Origin of the sequence: uncultured Winogradskyella sp. (assembly GCF_947498345.1) — a bacterium.
In the GTDB taxonomy this organism is placed as follows: Bacteria; Bacteroidota; Bacteroidia; order Flavobacteriales; family Flavobacteriaceae; genus Winogradskyella.
In genome coordinates this window covers 81410-102312 of sequence record NZ_CANMJY010000013.1, presented here as the reverse complement: position 1 = coordinate 102312, position 20903 = coordinate 81410, and the positions used below count along the sequence as shown (strand labels likewise).

Below are 20903 nucleotides of genomic sequence, written 5' to 3'. Positions count from 1 at the left end.
CCTCATAGTATTGTTTAATAGCAAGTTATTTTTTATTTTCTGTTCCTTTATACTGAAATAAATAATAAACAGCACCACCTACAGCTGTTCCCATTAGTCCAACTACATATGTCATTAATTGCTGGTTTTCTTGTGGTACAGGAAACGTAAATAATGCAACTCCAAATAAAAAAAAGCATATCAAAATAATCAACGCCACTACATTAGATGTCTTTGCATGATACCATTTTATTGTATCTTTATTTTTTTCTTCCATATTTATTAATCAAAAGGAAATACATTACTAACTTTATTTTCTGTACTTATTCCGTTGTCTATATCATTAACAGCTCTTTTGTCTTCATCATCTCTTTTTGGTAATGAAGCACCAACATGTGTTTTTAGGTTTTCCCATATATCTGTAGCTTCCCACAACTGTATTCCATCTGTTATAATAGGCGTATTATTAACACTATAACTTCTTAGGTTTTCGGGTATTAATTTGTTTCTATCCGCTTGACCACCTCCGTTTTGCCCTATTTCCCATTGATCGTAACTTTCGCTAGGTCTATAAGGTGTAATGTTGCCCTCAACATAGATTTTCATACCATTACCAACCGTTTTAGCCCTTAACCATCTACGGCTTTTTAATTCTGTGTTTTCTACATTTGGGTTTACTATACCACCTGAAGTAGTGTTTTCTATAGCTATATTATTAATCACATTAACATGATAGATACCTGCATCTGGGCTAGGGTCATTATTTGTATAAGATGGCCCATTAGTAAAATCATAATGAATATTATTAATATGCTCGTAATAACAATCCCATGTAGGTGCTTCATTAACAGGTGTAGATACTGAAGGGTTACGTTGTGCTGTACCTATCCAAGCATTTCTAAACCAACTAATGTCTGTTGCGCCTCTTGAAACTAAAACAGTTTTATTACTTCCACCATAAGAGTTTGTAAACAAGCAGTTTTGAATCGTTACGTTAGAAATTTCTATTCTTGGTGGTCTTCCTGGTTGTCCGTCATAATTTGCTAAATCTAAATTACCATCCGATGACCATGCAAAAGAGCAGTGATCGAAAACAATATTTTTACCGCTATTAACCCATACATTATCTTGATTATTTCCGCTTCTGTAGCTTGTAGAGCGTCTAAATCTAATATGCTGTATAATAACTTCATCGGTGTCTATTTCTAATATGGGCCTATCTCTTGTTTCTCTACTTAGTATTATACCGTTACCAGGTGCGGTTTGACCTAATATGGTAATGTAAGGATCTGTTATTTTTATTGTAGTGCCAACTATGTCTATTCTACCACTTACCTCGAAAACCACTTGTCGTTTTCCTGTTGACTCTAAAGCTTCTCTAAGAGAACCTTCTCCACTATCATTAAGATTTGTAACTGGTATTAATCTACCACCTGTCCCACCAACTGTATTTTTCCCATAACCATATATAACTAAATCTGGACCTATAATAGGGTCATCCTTTACGGGGTCGTCTACAATAGTATCATTGTTTTCAATGGCTTTTAAACGCAACTTGATAGAATCCAACTCTATCTTTAATAAGTCATACTTTTGAAGCTGTAGTTTTAAATTATTTATCTCTAATTGTTGAGAAGCTAATTTTTTATTAATAACTACTAAGGCTTCGGAATAATCGTTAGTTTCAGAAAAAAGTTTACTAAATAACTCTACCTCGTATTGTTTGAGTTTTGACAACTCTTCTAATACTTCTTTGTTTTGTGCTGGAACTACATATAAAAATGCAATTGCTAAAATTGTTATTAGTTTTTTCATTACTCTTTTTTTTTATTAGTATATCCAATTTGTGCCATTGTAAGTTACTTTTGCGTATGTTGAACCACCACCTGACGCGGTTGCTCCATATGTCGGGGAACTTGCATCTGTTATGGCTGCTACTGTACCAGATTGTATGCCTGTTGGTAGGTTTGAAAATGTATATTCGGGTACTTTTACAAAATCTGTTTGTTCTGTTAAACTTCCAGTACCTTGATAAACTTCTAACTCAATAGTTTTTAGCATCTGTGTACTTGGCTCTAAGGATGATGTAATACGTGGTATGGTTGCGTGGTTTATGTATAGCATCTTAGTGCCTTTTGATGTTTGGCTTAATCGATTTAACTTCATAAACTCATTTCCTGTCCCTGTTGATATTTGCATATCTATTTCTGATCCTGCTTCGTTAAAGAAGTTTATTTTAATAGTACCTGAATCATCATAAACTCTAAACTTTAAATAAAACTTATCTACACTATCAGAGTCTTCAAATGTAAAGGTGTATTTATACCAAGTTTCAGCAGTTGGATTATTGTTTACACCGAATCTAATATCACCAGAGTTTAATGATGTAAGCTTGAAAATACCTTCTTTCAAAACAAAATCTCCTCTATCTGCAAAAAAGTAGTTGCCTGATAAAGTTGTTCTATAATTGTTGTTGTATGAATTAATGATATCTGTCTTTAAATCGTAGAATAAAGCTTGTAATTGACCATTAATTGAGTTCCCTGTCAATTCTAGGTTTTCACATAGTATATTTTCTATAAAATACTTTATAGAAGGATTTTCACATAAAAGAGTGTTATTATTTATTTGAAGCTTATTAAGCCATTTTATAGAGTTACCTAATGTTAGGAATGAGCTTTCTACTGTTAACGGGTCGCTCTTAATAGTGATGTTATTATTGTTTAAAAATGAATCAGTATCGTATTGATTGTTATAATTGAATGAGAATAAAGAGCCAACTTGTTTAATATAATCAAATGTAAAATCATTATTCCTTATACTAATTTTATTTGTGATCTGCGCTGAAGAGTTTGGTACTAACCCGTATATGTCAATAGTATTGTTTTCAAATATAAAATCTGAGTTAGCTGCTATTTCATAAAAGTTATTCCATGTATCACTAGATGTTTTACTTACCGCTGTTAAAAAATCTGATTCTATAACCCAAATATTGTTTTTGTATATTCTGGTTGGGTTATTATAGGTTGTTGAGTTGTTGTCTTTTGATTTAATCAAATGATTATTTACTACATCCGTTGTATCAAAACAAACGTTGTTATACCATCTGTTATTAGTATAAGTTACATTGGTACAGCTTAAATAAGCATCATATATTGCTTGAGTTTGTAATGTTTTTAATCCTCTAACCTCATTGTTATTGTAAAGCACATTGTAACTTTCAATAACAGCCAAAGAAAAATATGTTGCTGGCACATCATTTGGAATTAAAGACACATCATTTGTTAAAGTATTATTTTGGATATTTACTTTCACTCTTGCGTCACTTATTGCTGCTACATTTGTAGAGGAATTATCTAAGGCTGAAAAATAAAATGTACCCTGTAGGTTATTTATCTTATTATTTTCTACTACCTCTTCTTGTGATGGGGAATCTCTAATAAAAAATACATTTCCTGTTACATCTTCAAAATTGTTATTTATTACTTTTATGTTTTTAATTCCGAAGTTTGTAGTCTCAGGGTCAAAATCACCAGACACACAATGTATAACCCTAGTATGACCAGATATATTGCAATTTTTAATAGTAACGTTTTGGTAATAATCACCTGATAGTATACTAAATATCCTAGATTCTGTAGCTGTAGGATCGCTTGTATAAGTAATTTTTATATTGTCAAGTTCAAAAGTATTTCCTACAGTAGCTCCATTAAATAGGTTGCTAGAGTTTACTATATTAAATCCTGCATCTTTTGTATTTCCTAATAGTTTAAAATTTGCGCTTAACTCTATTACATCTTCACCTAGTTTATCTATGTCGTAAAATCCATTTACTGTTAAAGAATCGTTTTCCGCAACCGCTGCTGCTAACGCAATGTAATTTTCATTTGCTGTATTAGTTGTAGATACACCGTACTTTTCTACAGAAGGTAAGCCAACTTCTTCTTTTATCGCTTGCCAAACAGCTTGATTTTCAGTGTTGTCAATGCATATAAAAGAAGTATTATCTGTAGTGTTTACCCATAATGATAATATACTATACCCCTCTGACGTATCATTTGTAGAAGTTGGATTAGTTGTTGCTGTATCATTATTTTTGGTTGGCTTAGGTAAGTTCTCCCAATCAAACTTTAATATTTTATTTAATGTTGGACTATATAAATAAAATAACATACCATTTCCTCCTTGTGAAACAGCTTCTAAATCAGTAATTCTTTTAGAGTTATTTAGAAATGATATTACATCATCAAGTGTAGTCATAAAATTCCACTTAAATATTAATTTAAGTAGACCCTATTAGCAAATATACTAATTTTATTCTTATTTAGACTAAATTAAAATTATTAATAATCATTCTAAATAATTTATTTTTGTTTAATTTTAATAGCTATGATAGTATTTGTTATTCTTTGCTCTCTACCCTTTATAGGTTGGTATGTGTTTACTTCACTTTTTGATATTCTTTTTAAAAGCAAAGAGCAATCAGATACGTATATTATTCATAATCACTATCACTATGACAACAGGCAGGTTCATTTCTATAATACTAACCATTTAGAAGAATACCATCACCAGATTGAAGACTAAGCCCATCGCCTGTAATATCTAAATCCGATTGGACACCTTCTGTGTTGCTGTAAACATAATCGGCTTTTGTTAAAGTACCTTTTACCTTATATAAATTTGTTGTACCCAACGATTCAGTGTCTAACTCACCAATTTTAAGATAACCTATATCATTTATAAATAATCTATCTTGTGATGTTACTAATGCTAATTTTTCAGCCATTGCAGTCGGTAAAGGTCTTAAATTAAAATCGTTAAAACGTCTTATTCTAGTATCTAACAATACAGTATTGTTATCATCTACATAAACATCTTGCTCTTCATTTGGTTTATATTTTAAATTAAGTACATATGGCACTCTTAGTATTCCCCTAAACCCATAAGAAAAATTGATCTCGTTTAGTTCTGTATGGTAATATTTTATAACATGACAATTTTCATGGCATTCTCTTAAATCAATCCATTCACTTAAATATTGCTTCGTGCCAAATGTATCATCTTGTAAATCAATTTGTACTTGGTAATTACCCTCTGTAAAATTCGAGAAATCTACCGCGAACTCATGCCTTTCGTAATCTTGAATATTATAATAAGAGGTTACTATTATATTTTGTGGAGGTGCGCCAAATCCTGAATTTGCATAAAGTTCATCTAATACTACTCTTCCGCCATTTGTACCACTTATTATATCTAAAACCCTAAACCAACCAAAACCTTGTATATTTACATATTCATCAATATCTATCCAACTAGGTAAACCCGAATTATATGTACCGTTCTGTTGTAATGTTATTGGGTCATATGTGTTACCTGGTGGAAAGAATAATCCTAAGTACCCATCATAGCCGTTAGAATTATTTATTTCAATACTTGTTACAGTTGCATCTCTTACGTCTGTTTGGTCGATAAAATCTGTTTTCTTTTCTACTGTTAAAGCTGTTTCTGTTCCATTACAATCAATTATCTTAGCTGTCACAGTTTTATAATTTGTTTTTATTTGGGTTGGAGGCGTGTCACATAATTGAAATTTTTGTTTAAAGTCTCTTCTATTTAGCCACACTTCTTCTTCATAGCTTAAAGTATTATCTACATTTTTTTGTACTCCGCAGTTAGTCCAATTAACAACTTCTTTGTACCTAATAGGATTTAAGTTAGAAACTTCTGCTATTGCTGAATAGTTATTGATAGTTGGTGAAAAACTGGTAACACTAAAAGATTTAGTTATACTGCAACCTATATTATCTCTAATATGCATTGTATAATCACCTACTTCTAGGTTCGGGAAATTACTGCTTGATTGCCAAGTAGATCCGTCCAAAGAATATTCAAATATTAAAAGACCTGCACTTGTGTTTCTAGTAACATTTACTGTTGCTGTAGTTGGTGTGTTTGCAACGTTTACATCAAAATCTACAGCTAATAAACGAGGTACTAAACTAGAATTTGTATCTACTACAGTATCTTTATTCATGGTTATCTTTGTGGCAACATCAGATCTGGTATGGTCAAACACAAAAGGGTTGGTGCTTACTGCTTGACTTATAGGTGTAGTTATGTTTGTTGCTGTCTCGCTTGTATTAACTGTAAATTTAACATTATCACATGGGCTTGAATCCGCTTCACTTATTGTAACGGAATCTATTGTAAATGTATTTATGGTTGAGTTATTAATTACTGCTGAAATAGCACCTGATGTTGTATTAGTGCTAAGTGTAAATTGGCTTTGAGCATTATTAGCTGTTATAAAAACTATCCAATCAGAGTCTACATCAGCGAAATAAGATATTTGATATAAATTATTGATGTTGTAATCTAAATTTAAGGCATTTCTATAATTATTTGTCGTTAGCTGAAGGCTAGATGAATCTCTTAAGGATTCACCAATACCAGTCCTAGCATCTTTGAATGTTTCCGTTATGGTCATTCCTGTTAATGAGTCTGTAAATGCAAATACTGTGTCTAATGCAGGTACACTGCTAAATGTGATTTCTATTGTTGAGTTCATATTATAACGCTTTTAAAACTTTCCATTTACCTTCCTTATTAGGTTTTAGTTCAAATAAATAGCCGTATTCTTTATTATTGTTTTCGTTAATAAATTCTATTTTAAAATAGTAGTTTGGTATATTTCTGCCGTTTACATCTGTTGTTCCGTAAACCTGTTCATTTACAAAGAAATCTACTTCATAATCAAATTCTATCCATTGTGGATAAAACCTTGCTTGCTCTAAGTCACTAACATTAATATCGCCACTTTCATATTGTATTTCCTCTCCTGTTTTCTTAGTAGCTAAATCTGAGTTTCCTGAACTATTTGAATATCTTACTTTTTCATTTTGAAACTTTTGCAAAGAAGCCCCATAAAACCATTGCCATCTGTTATTTATCTCTCTTGGTGTAAGTCTTAAGTTAGAAGCAGTTTCAGGACTGAATACACCAAGCGGTTCGGTCTCGAAATCATCTTGCCATTTCCTTTCCTCTAAAGACATTCCTAAACCTACTTTTAAATCTAATATATGTATATCTCTATCATATCTTGTATCTTGCTCAGGAAAGTTTAGCTTTGGTTTTCGTCTTGCAAACTCTTGGCCATACTTATCTGCTCTGGCATCACTTTCTTTTTTAAAAGTTGTTTCAACTCTAGTTAATCCTGTTGTGTAACTGGATTTTGTATTAAACTCATCTAAACCCATTGCTTCGTCATATTGCCTGTCTTTTTCGGGTTTCTTATAACCAAAGGTTAATGTTGAATTATAAAATTCTTTTGCTGGTTTTCTTTTAATATTACTTACTTGATTTGGTAACCTTATTGCAACTTGATCTTGAAAAAAGTATTTAAGATCTTCGTGTACTAAAGTCTCTAATCCATTAATCTTTTCAATTCCATATCCTGTAGCGTGAATAACATTAGATGTATTTAAAAAGTTTTCTAATGAAAAAGAGAGTTTTTTATCAAAAAATTGTCTTATATAAAATCCATTTGTTAAAGCTGTCCTAGAAAACTCACCATCTTGCTCGTAACCTATTTCTACGCGTCCATAAAAAGATGAATAATATCTATTAGTTTCTCCTGTTATTATTTGCATTAACCTGTCACCTGCTTCATGCTCTAATATAGCTTTACTTTGGCTCTGTTCTCTTGAGGATTCTTCAGTAATGGTAACGCTACACTCAATATCATCGTATTTGAATATTCTTACTACATCTGTAGATAGATTAGTAGAAAGTATATCCTGTTCTACTGAAAGAAATAAACTATCACTTTGATCTAGTGAAACACTTACAGTGTTTTCATATGTATGTAGCTTTTCTTCTGTAGTTTGGTCTGCGGTATCTTCAAATACTAATGTTTCATCTTCATAATTATGAGATGACCCATTCCAACTATACCTTCTAATTGATACTTTAAAACCTTTGTTAGTAGTGGAATTTAATATATGTGTATCGTTATATGTTTTAGTTATACCCTTGACCGTTATTTGAAGTGTTTTAGCTACATCTGATTGTAGATAAAAAGCTTTTGAAGATTCAGGTGTGTATGAGAAATACGATATATTAATTTGATCTTCTACAGATTCGCTAATCGGATTTAAAACTACTTGGTTTATATTTCCTGAATCTCTATTAGATGTTATTTCTAACTCTGGAGTAAAACCCCTTTGAACTCTAAAATCTAGGTTCTGCACTAATTCGCTAAAATCTTTTTTTCTTTCTGAAGAGGTTTCTAGTTTACTTACCAAAAATATATCTCTACCATCTAATACAACATCTTTTAATTGTAATTCCTCTAAAGTTTTTCCATTTATAGATTCTGTTCTTTGTAATTCAAATTCTTCTTTTAAATAGGCTTGTATTGTAGAGTTTAATCCACCGCTCTTAAAAGGTGCTTTAAATGTGTTTTTTTCATAACTATAACCACTTAAATCAAATGTCCCAGTACTATGAACATACCAATACTCTAATGTGGGATGTAACTTGTATTCTTCTAAAGTTACATCTGCTTCAATATCTTTATTAGATAAAGCATTTAATAAGAATGTTTTTCCTTTTTTAGTGAACTCTAAGTTTTTAGAAAGCTCTGTGTAGACACCAAATGTCTTTGTACTTCTTTTTAATGTTTGCTCTGCATTATCCCAATTCTTAGGTGCTGGGTTATTTGAGTGCGCACCATCTGAAAGCCAAAGAATTTCGCCAGTATCATTATTAATTAATTTATATTTTACTTTCTCTTGTGCCATTAAAGGGTGTTTTGCTTACGTGTTAAAAACTCTAAATCTTCTGAAATTGTGTTGTTGTTATAAACATTGAATTTTGTTTTTTTACTTTTATTTACCTTAATCAACTCATCTAGCTTCGATTCAATTCTATTATTGGATTCCTTGATTTTTAAAGCTCTTTCTATATTGTATGATTGATTAACCATATTAGCATTATAAATATGCCTATGTAGATTCTTCATTATGTCATCTCTGCTTAAGTTGTTTAAATAGGATTCTGCATCTGTTGCCTTTACAATCTTATCCCCACGTTTCATATCAATGACTTGATTACGCCCATTAAACACTTCTAAAGCACCACTCTTTCTATGTACTAACTCTTTGTAAATACTTCCATTAGCGTCATTAATTATTGCTTTACCTTCATGTGTTCCCTCTAAGTGACCTTCCGCATATCTTGGAATAGGTGTTGCTGCAATTGCCGCCGATTGAGCTACTCCTATTCCTAGCACCAAAGGTATTTGCGCTAGTGCTTTTGCTGCTAATGGTGCGGTAATTGGATTTGCTGCTAACACCCCAGCTTGTGCCTTTATTTGAGCAACTGCCTTTATGGTTGCAATAGTGATTTCTGCAATAGCTGATAATTTGTTAAATATTGCTGCTTTTCGCTCAGTATCTCTTTTCTTTTTTTCTAATTCTGCATTTTTTCTATCTCTCTCCGCTTCCAGTGATTGCCTTTGTTCTTCTGTCAGGGATTCATTATCTAATAATGCAGCATAGTAATCATTATTTCGTTGTATATCCTCTTCATATCGCATGATTTTTGCATCAAACATTGAATTAGAGATACTTATAACACTTCTTGTTAACTCTTCTTCTAGTTGTTTTTTATATTCTGCTGTTTGTTCTGCAATTTCTTTTTCTTTTTCGGCATTATATTTTTTAATATTTAGCTTTTGCTGTTCTAACTTTTTAAATTGATCTAAACCACTATTTAATAAGTCATAATCTAAATATTCAATTGGTTCTTTTTCTGACGTTAATATTTTTTTTATTCTTTCAAAAGAACTTTCAAAATCACCTACTTTTAATCCACTTAAATCTAATCCTTCTAGTTCTATTCTAAAGTTTTTTAATGCACGTTTTGCTTCATCTATTTTCTTTTTATAATGCCTCCATTCTCTTCCATTTTTAGCTAATCTTGATTGCTCGTCCTCTAGTTTGGAAATTAACTTTTCATAAGAGGCAATTGAACCCTCTATGGTGATTTTACTTTCTTTCCTTGCTTTGTTTGTGCCTAAAATGGCATCTATCTCATCTTGGTACTTTTTAATTAAAACTTGCTTTTGTTTTATCATCTCAGAAGCTCCTTCTGATTCTAAATCAATGTTCTCAATATTATCACGTTCAGCTTTGATTAATTCTCTTAATCTTTTTATAGTTTTGTTTATGACTTCCTGGGCTTCTTTATCAGTTTTGGTTTTGTCTTTTTGGGTTTCATCGGTTTTTGCTATTTGATCTTCATGCACTTTTAATGTTGCTGTATAAAAACCTAGTGACTTAGTAAGATCTTCAATCTTCTTTTTATTCGTGTCTGCCTCTCTTTGGTCTGATTTCTCAAATAATACTGCACCAGTTACTATTTCTAATGCACTTGGAAGACCTTCATCAAAATCTAGCTCTTTGTTTCTTTCTTTGAGTTTGTCAATTTCTGTTTGAATGTTGTCTACCTTTTCCCTAGCAATATCTGCTTGTTTTATAGCTTGCTCTTCTGTTATTCCGCCATTCTCTTCTATAGCCTTTTTAATTTCTTTGTATTTTTCTGTAATTATATCATTCTTAAGACTTTCGTTATATTCTTCTGTAGTTAAGTTCAATAATTTCAGTCCCTTTAAGATATTGTTTATAACATCTAAACCACCTTTTAAAGCGTTACTAAAAGCACCTTCACCATTCTCTAGGCTAAGTATAAAATCTTCCCATGTAGATGTAGTTATTTTTAACTTTGCATCTAATGATTCTAATTGTTGTCCCACTAAATCGTCTAAAGCACCTGCTGACTGGCGTATTTTTGTTTCGTATTCTTCTAATCTATCTTGTTGTGTAGCAAGTATAACCCCTATCTTTGCTGCCTGCTTTCCAAAGCTCTTATTAGCTATTTCTAATAATTCCGTACCTTCTTTACCCTCTTTGTAAGCTTCATTTAATTCGTCTAACGCCTCTTGAAGTGTTCTGCCCTGTGTAGCTAATTTTATTTGTGATGTTGCCAATAATCTACCTGCGCTCTCCGCTTTTAAACCATTATCAGCTAAAACACCTACTACTGCACCAGTATATTCTAAGTCTTTATTTAATATCTTTGATATGGGTGTTATGTACTGGAATGAATCTCGCATTCTTTGAAAATCTAAAGAAGTTGAAGTTCTTATTGCAGCAATAGTATCGGCATATTTTTCTGCCTCGTCACTTCCCGCACCAAAGGCATTTAATGTTTGAACTAAAAATTCTGCTGTTTCATCACTTGTAGCCTGTAAAGCAATAGATAAGTTGTTTGCAGGCTCTATTAAGTTTAGTAAATCATCCCCTCTTTTACCTAAAACAGCCAATGATGTTGCCATTTTAGCAACATCGTTAGAAGTTTTTATTGAAACAGAAGCTACACTTTTAATCCTATCCTCTACTGCTTTTAATTGAGGTCTTGTAGTTCTTAGAACACCAGCCATATTCTGCATTTCTTTATCAAACTCTCTTACTCTATTGAATGCATCTTTTATAACTCTAGCTACTAAGAATGTACCACCTAAGAACCCCATAGCACCAGCCATTTGCCTTGCAGCTCTACTTGCTGACTTCATGGCTTTTCCATAATTCCCAACACTTCTTTGATACTGACCTACATTAGCATCAACACGCTTTAAAGCCTTATCTAACCTATCTATTTGTTTTTTTAACCTCTTCGCTTCTTTGCTATTTTCACCTTGGGTTAGGGCAACGTCCTTATATTTTCTTCTTAATTGAGTTAACCTTACTGATTGTTTTTGGTATTCTGTCGCTAGAGTAGAACTTAAAATAGCAGCTTCTTTTGCTTTTTTATTTAACTCTTGGGTTTCAAAACGTGTTTTAATTAATGCATCCGAACGACCTTCTTCAGCTAATTTTTGTTTGTTAACAGCTCTTGATAATGCTTCTTCTAGTGATTTTCTTTCTTTTTGGTAAGCGTTTAATTGAAGAGTGTATTTAGAAGTTTGGCTTAATCTTTCATTGAGTTGGCTAGGTGATTTAATATTATGGAAATTCTCACTAGCTTTACGTGCATTTCTTGATATTTCAACTATATTTTTATCTGTAACAACGAGCTTGCCGTTAACTTTATCTATTAACGATTCTATTTCTTGAAGTATGGTAATTTGATTACTCATTAGTTCTTAATGGTTTTAAATTCTGTAATTCATTACAATATGCTAGCCACTCTGTTGCACTTGTTTTTTTAATTCTAATACTTACCCCTAAAGCTCTTTCTAACCTTACCTTTTGCTGTTGAAGTGTCATTGGCTTAACATCCTTTTTGTTCAGCTCTTCATAATCATCTAGCTTCATATTTAGCTTACTTTCAGTAGCTCTCAATTGATGTCCTAACCTTTCTATTTCGCTTATAATATCTTTTTCTTTATCAATTATAAATCGCCATGATCTTAACTCTTCTATAACTTCGTTTTCGTTGTTACATCCTTTAATCAATTGCATCATAAGTACAGGAACAAATGCCATTAGATTTTTTAAATAATCTATCTCACATGCTAAAGTGTATACTTGTGCGCTTTCTAAATCACCTGTTAATACGCACCACTTATCGTATAGCTTATCCCATACTATTTTAGTTTCTATAGGGTATAATTTTTGTATACCATATTCATATGATGCAATCATATATTTAAGATGGCCGTGCATACACTTATCAAACCTATAAATGCTAATGTCATCCAGGCTTTCAAAAAGTGTTATAGTTTTATCTTCGACAATACCCATTCTATTAGTTTAGGCATTAATATTTTTTGATTTATTATTTCGTTGTTTTCCTTGCTCAAATCAAGGTTAGGTAAGTACTCGTTTAATTCCTTAGCCTTGTACTCTGGCGTGAAAATATCATATGTCATTGCGTCTTTAAATAGCAACTTCATTGTGTCAAAAAATTCACCAGTAGCCTCGTAGTTAAATGGCTCACCTTCTCGCTTGGGTTTGCGTGGTGTCGGCTTTTCAAACAGGCTTATTATTTCCGTAGCTCTTGAATAAGTCCCTGTTAGATTTCCTTCTGCGTCCAGTCCTTTAGCAAGTTGTGTTTCTTGCAGAAGTAGAATTATCTCGTTTTCACTCTCTTTTAATATTTGCCTCGCTACCTTTGGTAATTCTTTTTTTACCATTGTCAACTGGTCTATATACTGCGCTGCTATTGTTGACATTATACATAGGTCTTAGATTTTGTTATTTCTATTTCAACATGCCTTGAAATATCCATACCACAAGTCAATTCATATTCCTCTAGGTTTCCTGAACGTATAATAATACCTGTTACTATCCTTTTTAACTGATCTTCATCAGTAGTTAAGTATACTAATTGACCTATTTTATATTTATCATCTATAACCATTTAAAAATTACCCTTCTCTTATTGAAAATCAATCCAATAAGAAAAGGGATTTAAATTTAGGCTGTGACTGTATAAGCTAATGTATTTGATTTAACCAAACCAAAACCAGCAATATCTACAACTGAACTATTACCACTATTGTCATAAAGACTTATAGTGCCGGTATCATTTGTGCTTAGTGCAGCAACAGTTAAAGGATAAGTTCCTGCTGTTGTACTATCATCACCTGCTGTTGGATTAGATGTAGAGCCATTAACTTTATTTAACCATTGTCCGAATAATGCTCCGCTCAATGCTGTTTTTCTACCTCTATCAACTACTGCCTTAACTGAAATAGTAGTATCTGTGTCAGACGGTACGGCAGTCAGAGATAAAAATATCTGTGTTACAGGCGCGATGTTTCTAGGATCAAAACCTAAGTTTTCTCGCTTCCATAATACATAGTTATCGTCTGTTTCAAAACGATTAGCTAATTGTACTCGTAACATACGTTTTGCTGAAGCTGCGCTTTTAGCAACCTGTTGTTTACCTCTTTTAATCTCATTGGTAGCAAAACCTCTTACACCACCACTTGCTCCTTCTGTTAAAAGCATATTACCTTTAATATCGATTCTTACCATACGGTAATTACCAAATCCTTCAATAGAGCCTAATGCTTTATTAAAGTACATGCTATGGTTGTATGTCATTTCAAAACGATATTTTCCCTCTGTAGTTGTTACTATAGTATCGTCTTCTTGTGTTTCTGTGGTGTCATCACTTCCTATATCTGTTAGGTTTGACATTCTAGGTACAATGATAAGTTTACCACTTGACTGTAGGCTTTTTATATATGTCTCATTAATTTCCTGGGTTGAAGGAATCTCTAAAGAAGTATCTAAAAACCATGTAGTATAGTCTTTTTTAAAATCTTCAGGACATCCATTATCAACATTGAAACCCATCGCATTACCTGCTCCACAAACACCTAAGTTTGTTAATTCTTGTGCTGTCATTTTATAATATTATTTAATTTCCAATTATCTCTTTTTTCTGCGTTTACCTTAGATGGTTTACCTTTTGGATGTTTAGGTTTTCCACTTTTAAAGCATCCAACATCTATTAATGGTATTACCTCAAAAAGTTCCTCTTTGAGTAATTCCTTTTTTGTGTCTTTTTCTTTTGCCATGATTTAACATTTTTCTGTTATGTAATAGTTTAATGTACCTGTTAAAGCGAATACATGTAATGGTTGCATGTCATTCTCAGTTTTTTTAATACTGTCAAACTCAAACCCTTGAAAAACCTTTTCAATAGTCTTTTCGTAGCCGTCAATATCAAAAATGCCTTTATATCTTCTTAAAAAAACCTCTGCATCACGCTTTACGTCTGCATCTGCTCTTTCAGTAATAGTTTTTATATCTTTTAAATTGAGCATAAAAACTATCTTTAAAGGGGCTTGAAATACGATTTGATCTTCTGAAGTGTGTCTATCACCATCTATAAAGAAATAACACGATCGATTGTTATACCTTACGTCTTTATATTGCTTTACATCAGATTTATAAACTTCTGGTATATATTTACCATCACGATTGTTTTTGTAAACCCTACCATAACCGTCTATTTCACTAGAATCCCATACACTTACTAACTCATTATACAAGGCAGTTTGAATTTCTTGTATTTCTGAGTCAATATTATATGTGTTTGTTATGATGTGGTTCATATCGTAGTTACTTCAATTTCATAATCATTGTCATCTAATTCTGTATCAAAGGTTAACTGCAATTGCTTAATTGCTTTCTTCTTCTCAGAATTATATCTTCTAACCACAGTATCACTTTGTAAACTTTTTAACTCCATTAAAAGAACTTCGTCTTTCATTTGGATTCGTTGAGCCCTGTTACTTTGATTATTAGAGTTATGGTAATATGTTTGAAATACTACATACTCAAATAGTGCTCTTACATAGTTCCCAAAGGATTCTATATTGTTTTCGATATAATTACTAGAGTCCAGATAACATGATATATTAAAACCTAATCCGTTTCCGTTTGTTGAATAAGAGTATTTAGCCGTCTCTGGCGAATCACCTGTTCCAACTGCTGTAGAGACTACAAAACCATTAAAACTTAAAGGGTCAATATTATAATCCCCTACTAAAACATCTTGAGCGTCTATAACAAAATACCAACTTCCCTTTCCTTTAAAAGTATAGTTCAAATCTTTAAATTCTACTATACCGTTTGAAGGTGTTATTTGTAAAGTATCAATTAAAACACCTTGATTTACTACATATAAATTAACAGGTGTTGTTGATTTTTTGGTAAATGCTACTTGATTTATTTTAATAGTTACATAATCAGATCCTTTTGGCTCAAATACCCATGCTGCATAATCATTAGGTAATGTTATTTCGTGTTTACCTATATCATATATTTCTTGACTATCAACCAATCTTTTGGTTAATCTTAAGTCTGCATAGGCTTTATCAAGAACACTAAAAATTAAGTGTTTAAGGCGTAATGATTCAATATTAGTTTCTAACCATTCATTAGTACTCGTATCAGGTTGATTTCCTGTGTTCGCAGTTACTAATGATTGATATATTTTATTATTGTAAACTACTAAATCACTTTTATTTCTAGTATTCTCAAATTTGCCATAAGTCTTATCAGAATCATAATCTTTTTCAACTGTATATTCGCTTGGTAGGAAAGCTAGTAGATTCTCTAAAGTAATACTAGGGTGTACACCGCTATTTAAAAACAGTCCGCTATCAGATGGACTCGTTAATTGCGTGTCTAAACTTATATTACTTGTAAAATCTTCTGCTATTCCTAAAATCATGTTAGACCGATGTTAGTGTTATTGCACCTGAAGAAACACCGCTTCCACTTACGTAAAAGTTTGTTCCATCACTCGTCAAATTAACATAGTCACCTATTGATTCTGCTGTAGCTACAAAACTAATTGTGTTTTCATCTGAACCAGCAACATGAGCACCAGCGACTAAAACATTTCCTTGTATAACACTTGTAGAAGAAACAATAGTCCAGTTGGTAGTAGCAAAAGCCGAACCTACTATAAATCTGTAATTTAATCCACTTGCTAAAGCTGGTAGTGTTATTTCTGCACCAGCTGCTGCGTCTAAAATAAATGTCTTACCACTGTCCTCTACTTTTAAAGTTTTGGCAGCAGTAATTGTCTCTACAAAATTAAGCTCACCACTTTCTGCAAATGGTATTCTGCTTCCGTCTGCTTTTGATATATAATATCCCATTTTTTTAGTTTTAAGAAGTTAGACCTTTAATTTTCACAATATCGTTTGAACGTGTCGCCAAATCTGAGTTATAAGGATGAACTATATAAAATCTTAACCATATAGCCATTTCTTTGAAGTGCGTCATAATTAAGTTTGAATCAGTACCAGCACCTACTAACGCTGTTGCATCAGTTGCTTCGTTATTAACGTATACGTTTGCTCTCATTCTAGAAAAAGGTAATTCAACATCTGTTATTGACCATTCTTTTCCAGCGAACTTTGTCCCGTTTCTAAAGTCATAAGGGAAGTTTTCATAAACCCCAATAGAACCATCTCTTAAGAACCATCCGTTAAACACATCTGATCCTGCTGCTATGTTTCCTGACTCGTGCATGCGACTTGCATCAAGCATACCCAAAGCTTGTAGGTTCTTATCATTAGAAGCACCGTATTTTGCTGCTTCAGATTTTTGAACAGATAAACCTGCTCGGTTTGTTGCTATTCGGTAATTCCCTGGCAATTCATTCGCGGCCATTAACTGCTCTAAATTGTAAAACATAGTTTCTTTTTGAGCTGCTTTACTAACACTTAATGTATCTGTTGAAGCATTGAATGTAAATGTTCCATCGCCTTGAGATACTTGTGTTGTATTAGCTAATACTTGTGTTTTACGTGTCTCTAGTGTAGTAGATAATAAGCTTTCTACAGAGTTACCTAAAGCATAGGCAACATTTTTCATAACTTCCGTCTTAGCCCATTCACCGTCAACCATATTGTTGTCGTATTGAGCGTCATAATGTCTAAATCCTGAGAATAAATCTACAGCCGTAAAACTGTATTTATCTGATTCAGGTAAGTTAGACGGAATATTAGCAAATCCTGGTGTTGTTACAACAGTTACTTGCTGATCTTTTAATACTGGAATTTCCAGTTGTCTTAGTGACGAGCTTTTTCGCAATTGTTCAACTGCGCTAGGTGGAATATAATCCACACCTCTCGTCGATTCTTTGACTGCATCAACTATTCCTAATTCTGAAAAACGTTTGTCGTTTGTAGCATCAGAAATCTGAATGTTGTTCCAATCAGTTGCATCTAATAATGGCATTTTCGTTTATTTTAAAATTAATACTATGCAAGTCCTTTTGCTACTTTGTTTTTTTTGCCTTTTTGGCTTTATTTAGGCAGACTTCTTTGTCTGTGTAATTTTAGCATTTAACTCTGCAAACTTAGAGCCATAATCAGGGCTAGTTACTGATATGTTTATAGTTGCTAAATACTCTTTTATTAATGTTGACACTTCTTTAATGGTAGCATTTTCAGGAACTTTAAAAGGTACGCCCTCAACTACATGTAACTTTTTTGGTTCTGCACCTGTTCCTTTTTGTTGTCTACCCTCTAAAAGCCCTTGTATTTCATCATTTTTAGACAATAAATCTGATAAATCTACTCTTCTATGTTCGTTTTCTTTATCTATTGCAATAGCTTTATTATCTACAAACTCTATAGTGTACTTTTCTTTAATTTCATTCTTAAAAGCATTCCATTTTGCGTCTGCTTCATATGGATTTACTGTCTCTGGAAATAATGGTTTAACAGAATTGAAACTCACTTCTTCTTTTAAGGTTCTATATTTAGGTATTAGATCTTCATAGTTTTTAGCCTTATCTGCTATCTCATCATAATTAGCATACTTCTGTAAAGCTTGATCTAACTTTTCTTTTGCTGCGTCTAACTCACCTTTAAGAGCGTCACCCCCTTTAAAGTCTTTCATTTTTGTTTCATACTCACCTTTTAAACGGTCTATTTCTTGTTGTTTAGTCTCAAAATGACTTCCTGTGATACGCTCTATATAATCTGCGTACTTTTCACCTTGTTCCCTTTCTATATTAAGTCCAAACTTTTCTTGTGTTGACTTAATAACACCGTTTAAAATTCCTTCTGCGTTTTGATTTGCTTTTCCATCCCAGTCTTTTTTTAGGGTTGCAATATGGTCTGTTGCTAATGTTGTAATTCCTTTTACTTGTTCTTCGCTTAATCCGTTTTGTTCAATAAATTCTGGTGTAAATTCCATAGTCTTTTATGTTTAATTATTCTACTTTTTTTCTGGTGCTGTTGTTTTAGGTTTGTTAGTTGATTTTTTCGGTTTAGACAAAGCCTCGATCTTAGCTTCTAATTCTGCTATTTTCTTTTGCTCTGGTGTTAATTCTACTTCTTTATTTCCTGAGAAAGCTTGTTCAACTTCTACAGTAATTGATTTTAAAACATCACCTTTTACTTCTGTTGTTTTAGGATCTTCTAAATTTGCTTCATCAATTAAATAAGCACCTTCTACGTCAACTTTGATATATCCTAAAAACCTTATGTTTTTTAGATAGTTAGTCCACTCTAAAGAGTTGTGTTGTAGTTTTACTAAGGTGTTTTCATTTTGGACTTTTCGGTTCTCATCATAGCTAACCTTATTACCCATGCCATTACTCTTGTACACTCTCAAGTGTACTATTGGCTTCTTTACTGTTTTTGCCATAATCTTCTTTTATTATAGTTGTTATTAAATTATTTATTAATACTGTTTTTTCGCTATCAGTACCCTCTATTAAGTCCCAAAAGAATACTAAGTCACCGTATGTTGACTCGAACTTGTCTATCCAATATGTAAATCGTGTTTGGTACTCAAATACAATATCATTTACTGTAGACCTTGTTAATGCCTTGTCAAAATCTTTATCTGTAGAATAAGGCATAAGAGTATACATTATAGATTCTCTTTTTGCTTTGTTTGGATTGAATTTATTTCTATTCCTGGATAATCTCTGCAATAGATTTTTTCGCTCTATTGCATTTGGAGATTTTCCTAGTAAATTATATATATCTTCTTGCGACTCTATGAAGAAATCTGAACCTTGAAAACAATCCACTGTAATAGATTCAGGACTGTATTTTAGAGCTAACAATGACCAATCGGAACGATTACGTATACGCGTTAGATTAGATGCAAATGCCCTTAATTTATCCTGTTTGTTTTCGTAGCTTTTTTGTACTTGTATTTCATTTTTAGCACTCTCGCTGGCTTCAGAATAGTCGCCTAATATAGAAACAATGATGTTTTTTTCTACCTCACTAATACGTTTGTTTATAAATTCTAAGATATCAACAGGCACATAGAAAAAGTTAAGGAAATTTTTAACTGCATCCATGTCTAATGACCCATCTTGCTTCTTTATCATTGGTACTTTCACCCTACTACCAGCCTGTAATGGTGAATCATTAGTTTTACCAATTACTTCAGATGTTAATTCTGGCTTTTGACTAGATATGGTATTAGCACTCATCGGTGTGTTGTCACCGCTTTTAGCTTTGTTTTTATTTTTTACTGAAGTGTTTAACTGTGTTACTATTGGTATTGCCCCATTAGGTTCTGTCATCCTTTGAAGTGTCTTTAAAAAGACATATTCCTCTAAGGATTCAATATTATAAGAGAATATACATTTTCTGACTATATCGTTTTCACTACTAAAAGGGTCTTTAGAAATATATTCTGCTGGACATCTGTTTAAATCGTGTTCAACGTCTAATAACGGCTCAAAACTATTGTTAAAGAACATATACCGTTCTTTATCCATATATAGATAACCAAATGTTTCTTTATCCTCAATTATCACTGATGCGGAATATGCGATTTGATGTATTTCGCTTCTAAAAGACTTAATAGCTACTACATTTTCTATTGATACTATCTCCCTGTATGGTGTGTTAACTTCTTTTAGATCATGTACTATAATATCATTGTAATTAAAAAGTAAAGCATTGAAAATAATGTCTTGGAATTTCTCAACTTCTAGCTCTTCTGGTCGTTCAACCTCTTGTCCTCTAATAATATACTTGAAGTATGAGTCTTCTGCGTGGAAAACACGCTCTAACTGAGGTTTTATTTTATCATTGATTAATCTTGCAGAAGATAAGGGATGCCTGAAATATTTGAAAAATGTTAGAAAATTATCTGTTTTGAATATAGCCTTTACCCAATTTAAAAAGTAATCTTGGCTTATATAGTTGCGCTGTGCAAATTGCTCTAGATATGTAACATTAATTTCCTCTTGAACTTTTGATTCAGTTAGATAAGACAGTTGCTTTTGTTGCCTTGTTGCCAAAGCAAGATAACTACTACCTGTTTTATTTTTAATAAAATCTACTACTGACATAAATAAAAAAAATCCAACTCAGCCTTACAGGGCTTACATTGGACTTGTTC

General features: G+C 32.2%; 18 protein-coding genes. All 18 read right to left on the bottom strand.

From position 1 onward, the window contains the following. Nucleotides 1–25: 25 nt before the first annotated feature. The gene (locus Q0912_RS15955) at nt 26–256 is read right to left on the bottom strand and encodes a hypothetical protein (RefSeq protein WP_299116954.1); all 231 of its coding nucleotides are present in this window, start codon (nt 254–256) and stop codon (nt 26–28) included. 5 nt (nt 257–261) lie between these two features. After that, nucleotides 262–1794, bottom strand: a complete 1533-nt coding sequence (locus Q0912_RS15950) for a hypothetical protein (RefSeq protein ID WP_299116952.1) — start codon at nt 1792–1794, stop codon at nt 262–264. A 15-nt stretch (nt 1795–1809) separates the two neighbouring features. Next, entirely contained in the window at nt 1810–4239 is a 2430-nt protein-coding gene (locus Q0912_RS15945) for a hypothetical protein (RefSeq protein WP_299116950.1), read from the bottom strand. A gap of 286 nt (nt 4240–4525) precedes the next feature. After that, entirely contained in the window at nt 4526–6550 is a 2025-nt protein-coding gene (locus Q0912_RS15940) for a hypothetical protein (protein WP_299116948.1), read from the bottom strand. Between the two features lies 1 nt (nt 6551). Next, on the bottom strand, nt 6552–8783 hold the full coding sequence (locus Q0912_RS15935) for a hypothetical protein (protein WP_299116946.1): 2232 nt from the start codon (nt 8781–8783) through the stop codon (nt 6552–6554). After that, nucleotides 8783–12181: a phage tail tape measure protein gene (locus Q0912_RS15930; RefSeq protein ID WP_299116944.1), complete on the bottom strand. Its 3399-nt coding sequence runs from the start codon at nt 12179–12181 to the stop codon at nt 8783–8785. Before Q0912_RS15930 ends, Q0912_RS15935 begins: the two co-directional genes overlap by 1 nt. Further along, nucleotides 12174–12788: a hypothetical protein gene (locus Q0912_RS15925; RefSeq protein ID WP_299116942.1), complete on the bottom strand. Its 615-nt coding sequence runs from the start codon at nt 12786–12788 to the stop codon at nt 12174–12176. Before Q0912_RS15925 ends, Q0912_RS15930 begins: the two co-directional genes overlap by 8 nt. Then, nucleotides 12761–13219 (bottom strand): hypothetical protein, encoded by a 459-nt coding sequence (locus Q0912_RS15920; RefSeq protein ID WP_299116940.1) that lies wholly within the window; start codon nt 13217–13219, stop codon nt 12761–12763. Before Q0912_RS15920 ends, Q0912_RS15925 begins: the two co-directional genes overlap by 28 nt. Beyond that, entirely contained in the window at nt 13219–13407 is a 189-nt protein-coding gene (locus Q0912_RS15915; RefSeq protein WP_299116938.1) for a hypothetical protein, read from the bottom strand. Before Q0912_RS15915 ends, Q0912_RS15920 begins: the two co-directional genes overlap by 1 nt. A 56-nt stretch (nt 13408–13463) precedes the next feature. Continuing rightward, complete coding sequence (locus Q0912_RS15910; RefSeq protein ID WP_299116936.1) at nt 13464–14402, bottom strand: hypothetical protein; 939 nt, start codon at nt 14400–14402, stop codon at nt 13464–13466. Then, nucleotides 14399–14575 carry a hypothetical protein gene (locus tag Q0912_RS15905; protein WP_299116934.1) on the bottom strand — a complete coding sequence of 59 codons (177 nt, stop codon included), beginning with the start codon at nt 14573–14575 and terminating at the stop codon, nt 14399–14401. The genes Q0912_RS15910 and Q0912_RS15905 overlap by 4 nt, the downstream gene beginning before the upstream one ends. A gap of 3 nt (nt 14576–14578) precedes the next feature. Continuing rightward, nucleotides 14579–15115, bottom strand: coding sequence for a hypothetical protein (locus Q0912_RS15900; RefSeq protein ID WP_299116932.1), 537 nt, complete (start codon nt 15113–15115; stop codon nt 14579–14581). After that, entirely contained in the window at nt 15112–16239 is a 1128-nt protein-coding gene (locus Q0912_RS15895; RefSeq protein WP_299116930.1) for a hypothetical protein, read from the bottom strand. Before Q0912_RS15895 ends, Q0912_RS15900 begins: the two co-directional genes overlap by 4 nt. Before the next feature lies 1 nt (nt 16240). Further along, entirely contained in the window at nt 16241–16672 is a 432-nt protein-coding gene (locus Q0912_RS15890; RefSeq protein WP_299116928.1) for a hypothetical protein, read from the bottom strand. A 10-nt stretch (nt 16673–16682) separates the two neighbouring features. Then, nucleotides 16683–17759 (bottom strand): hypothetical protein, encoded by a 1077-nt coding sequence (locus Q0912_RS15885; protein WP_299116925.1) that lies wholly within the window; start codon nt 17757–17759, stop codon nt 16683–16685. A 72-nt stretch (nt 17760–17831) separates the two neighbouring features. Beyond that, entirely contained in the window at nt 17832–18725 is an 894-nt protein-coding gene (locus Q0912_RS15880; protein WP_299116923.1) for a hypothetical protein, read from the bottom strand. Between the two features lie 21 nt (nt 18726–18746). Continuing rightward, a complete protein-coding gene (locus Q0912_RS15875) occupies nt 18747–19178 on the bottom strand; it encodes a hypothetical protein (protein ID WP_299116921.1) in 432 nt (143 codons plus the stop codon). Further along, entirely contained in the window at nt 19126–20853 is a 1728-nt protein-coding gene (locus Q0912_RS15870; protein WP_299116919.1) for a hypothetical protein, read from the bottom strand. The genes Q0912_RS15875 and Q0912_RS15870 overlap by 53 nt, the downstream gene beginning before the upstream one ends. Nucleotides 20854–20903: the final 50 nt, after the last annotated feature.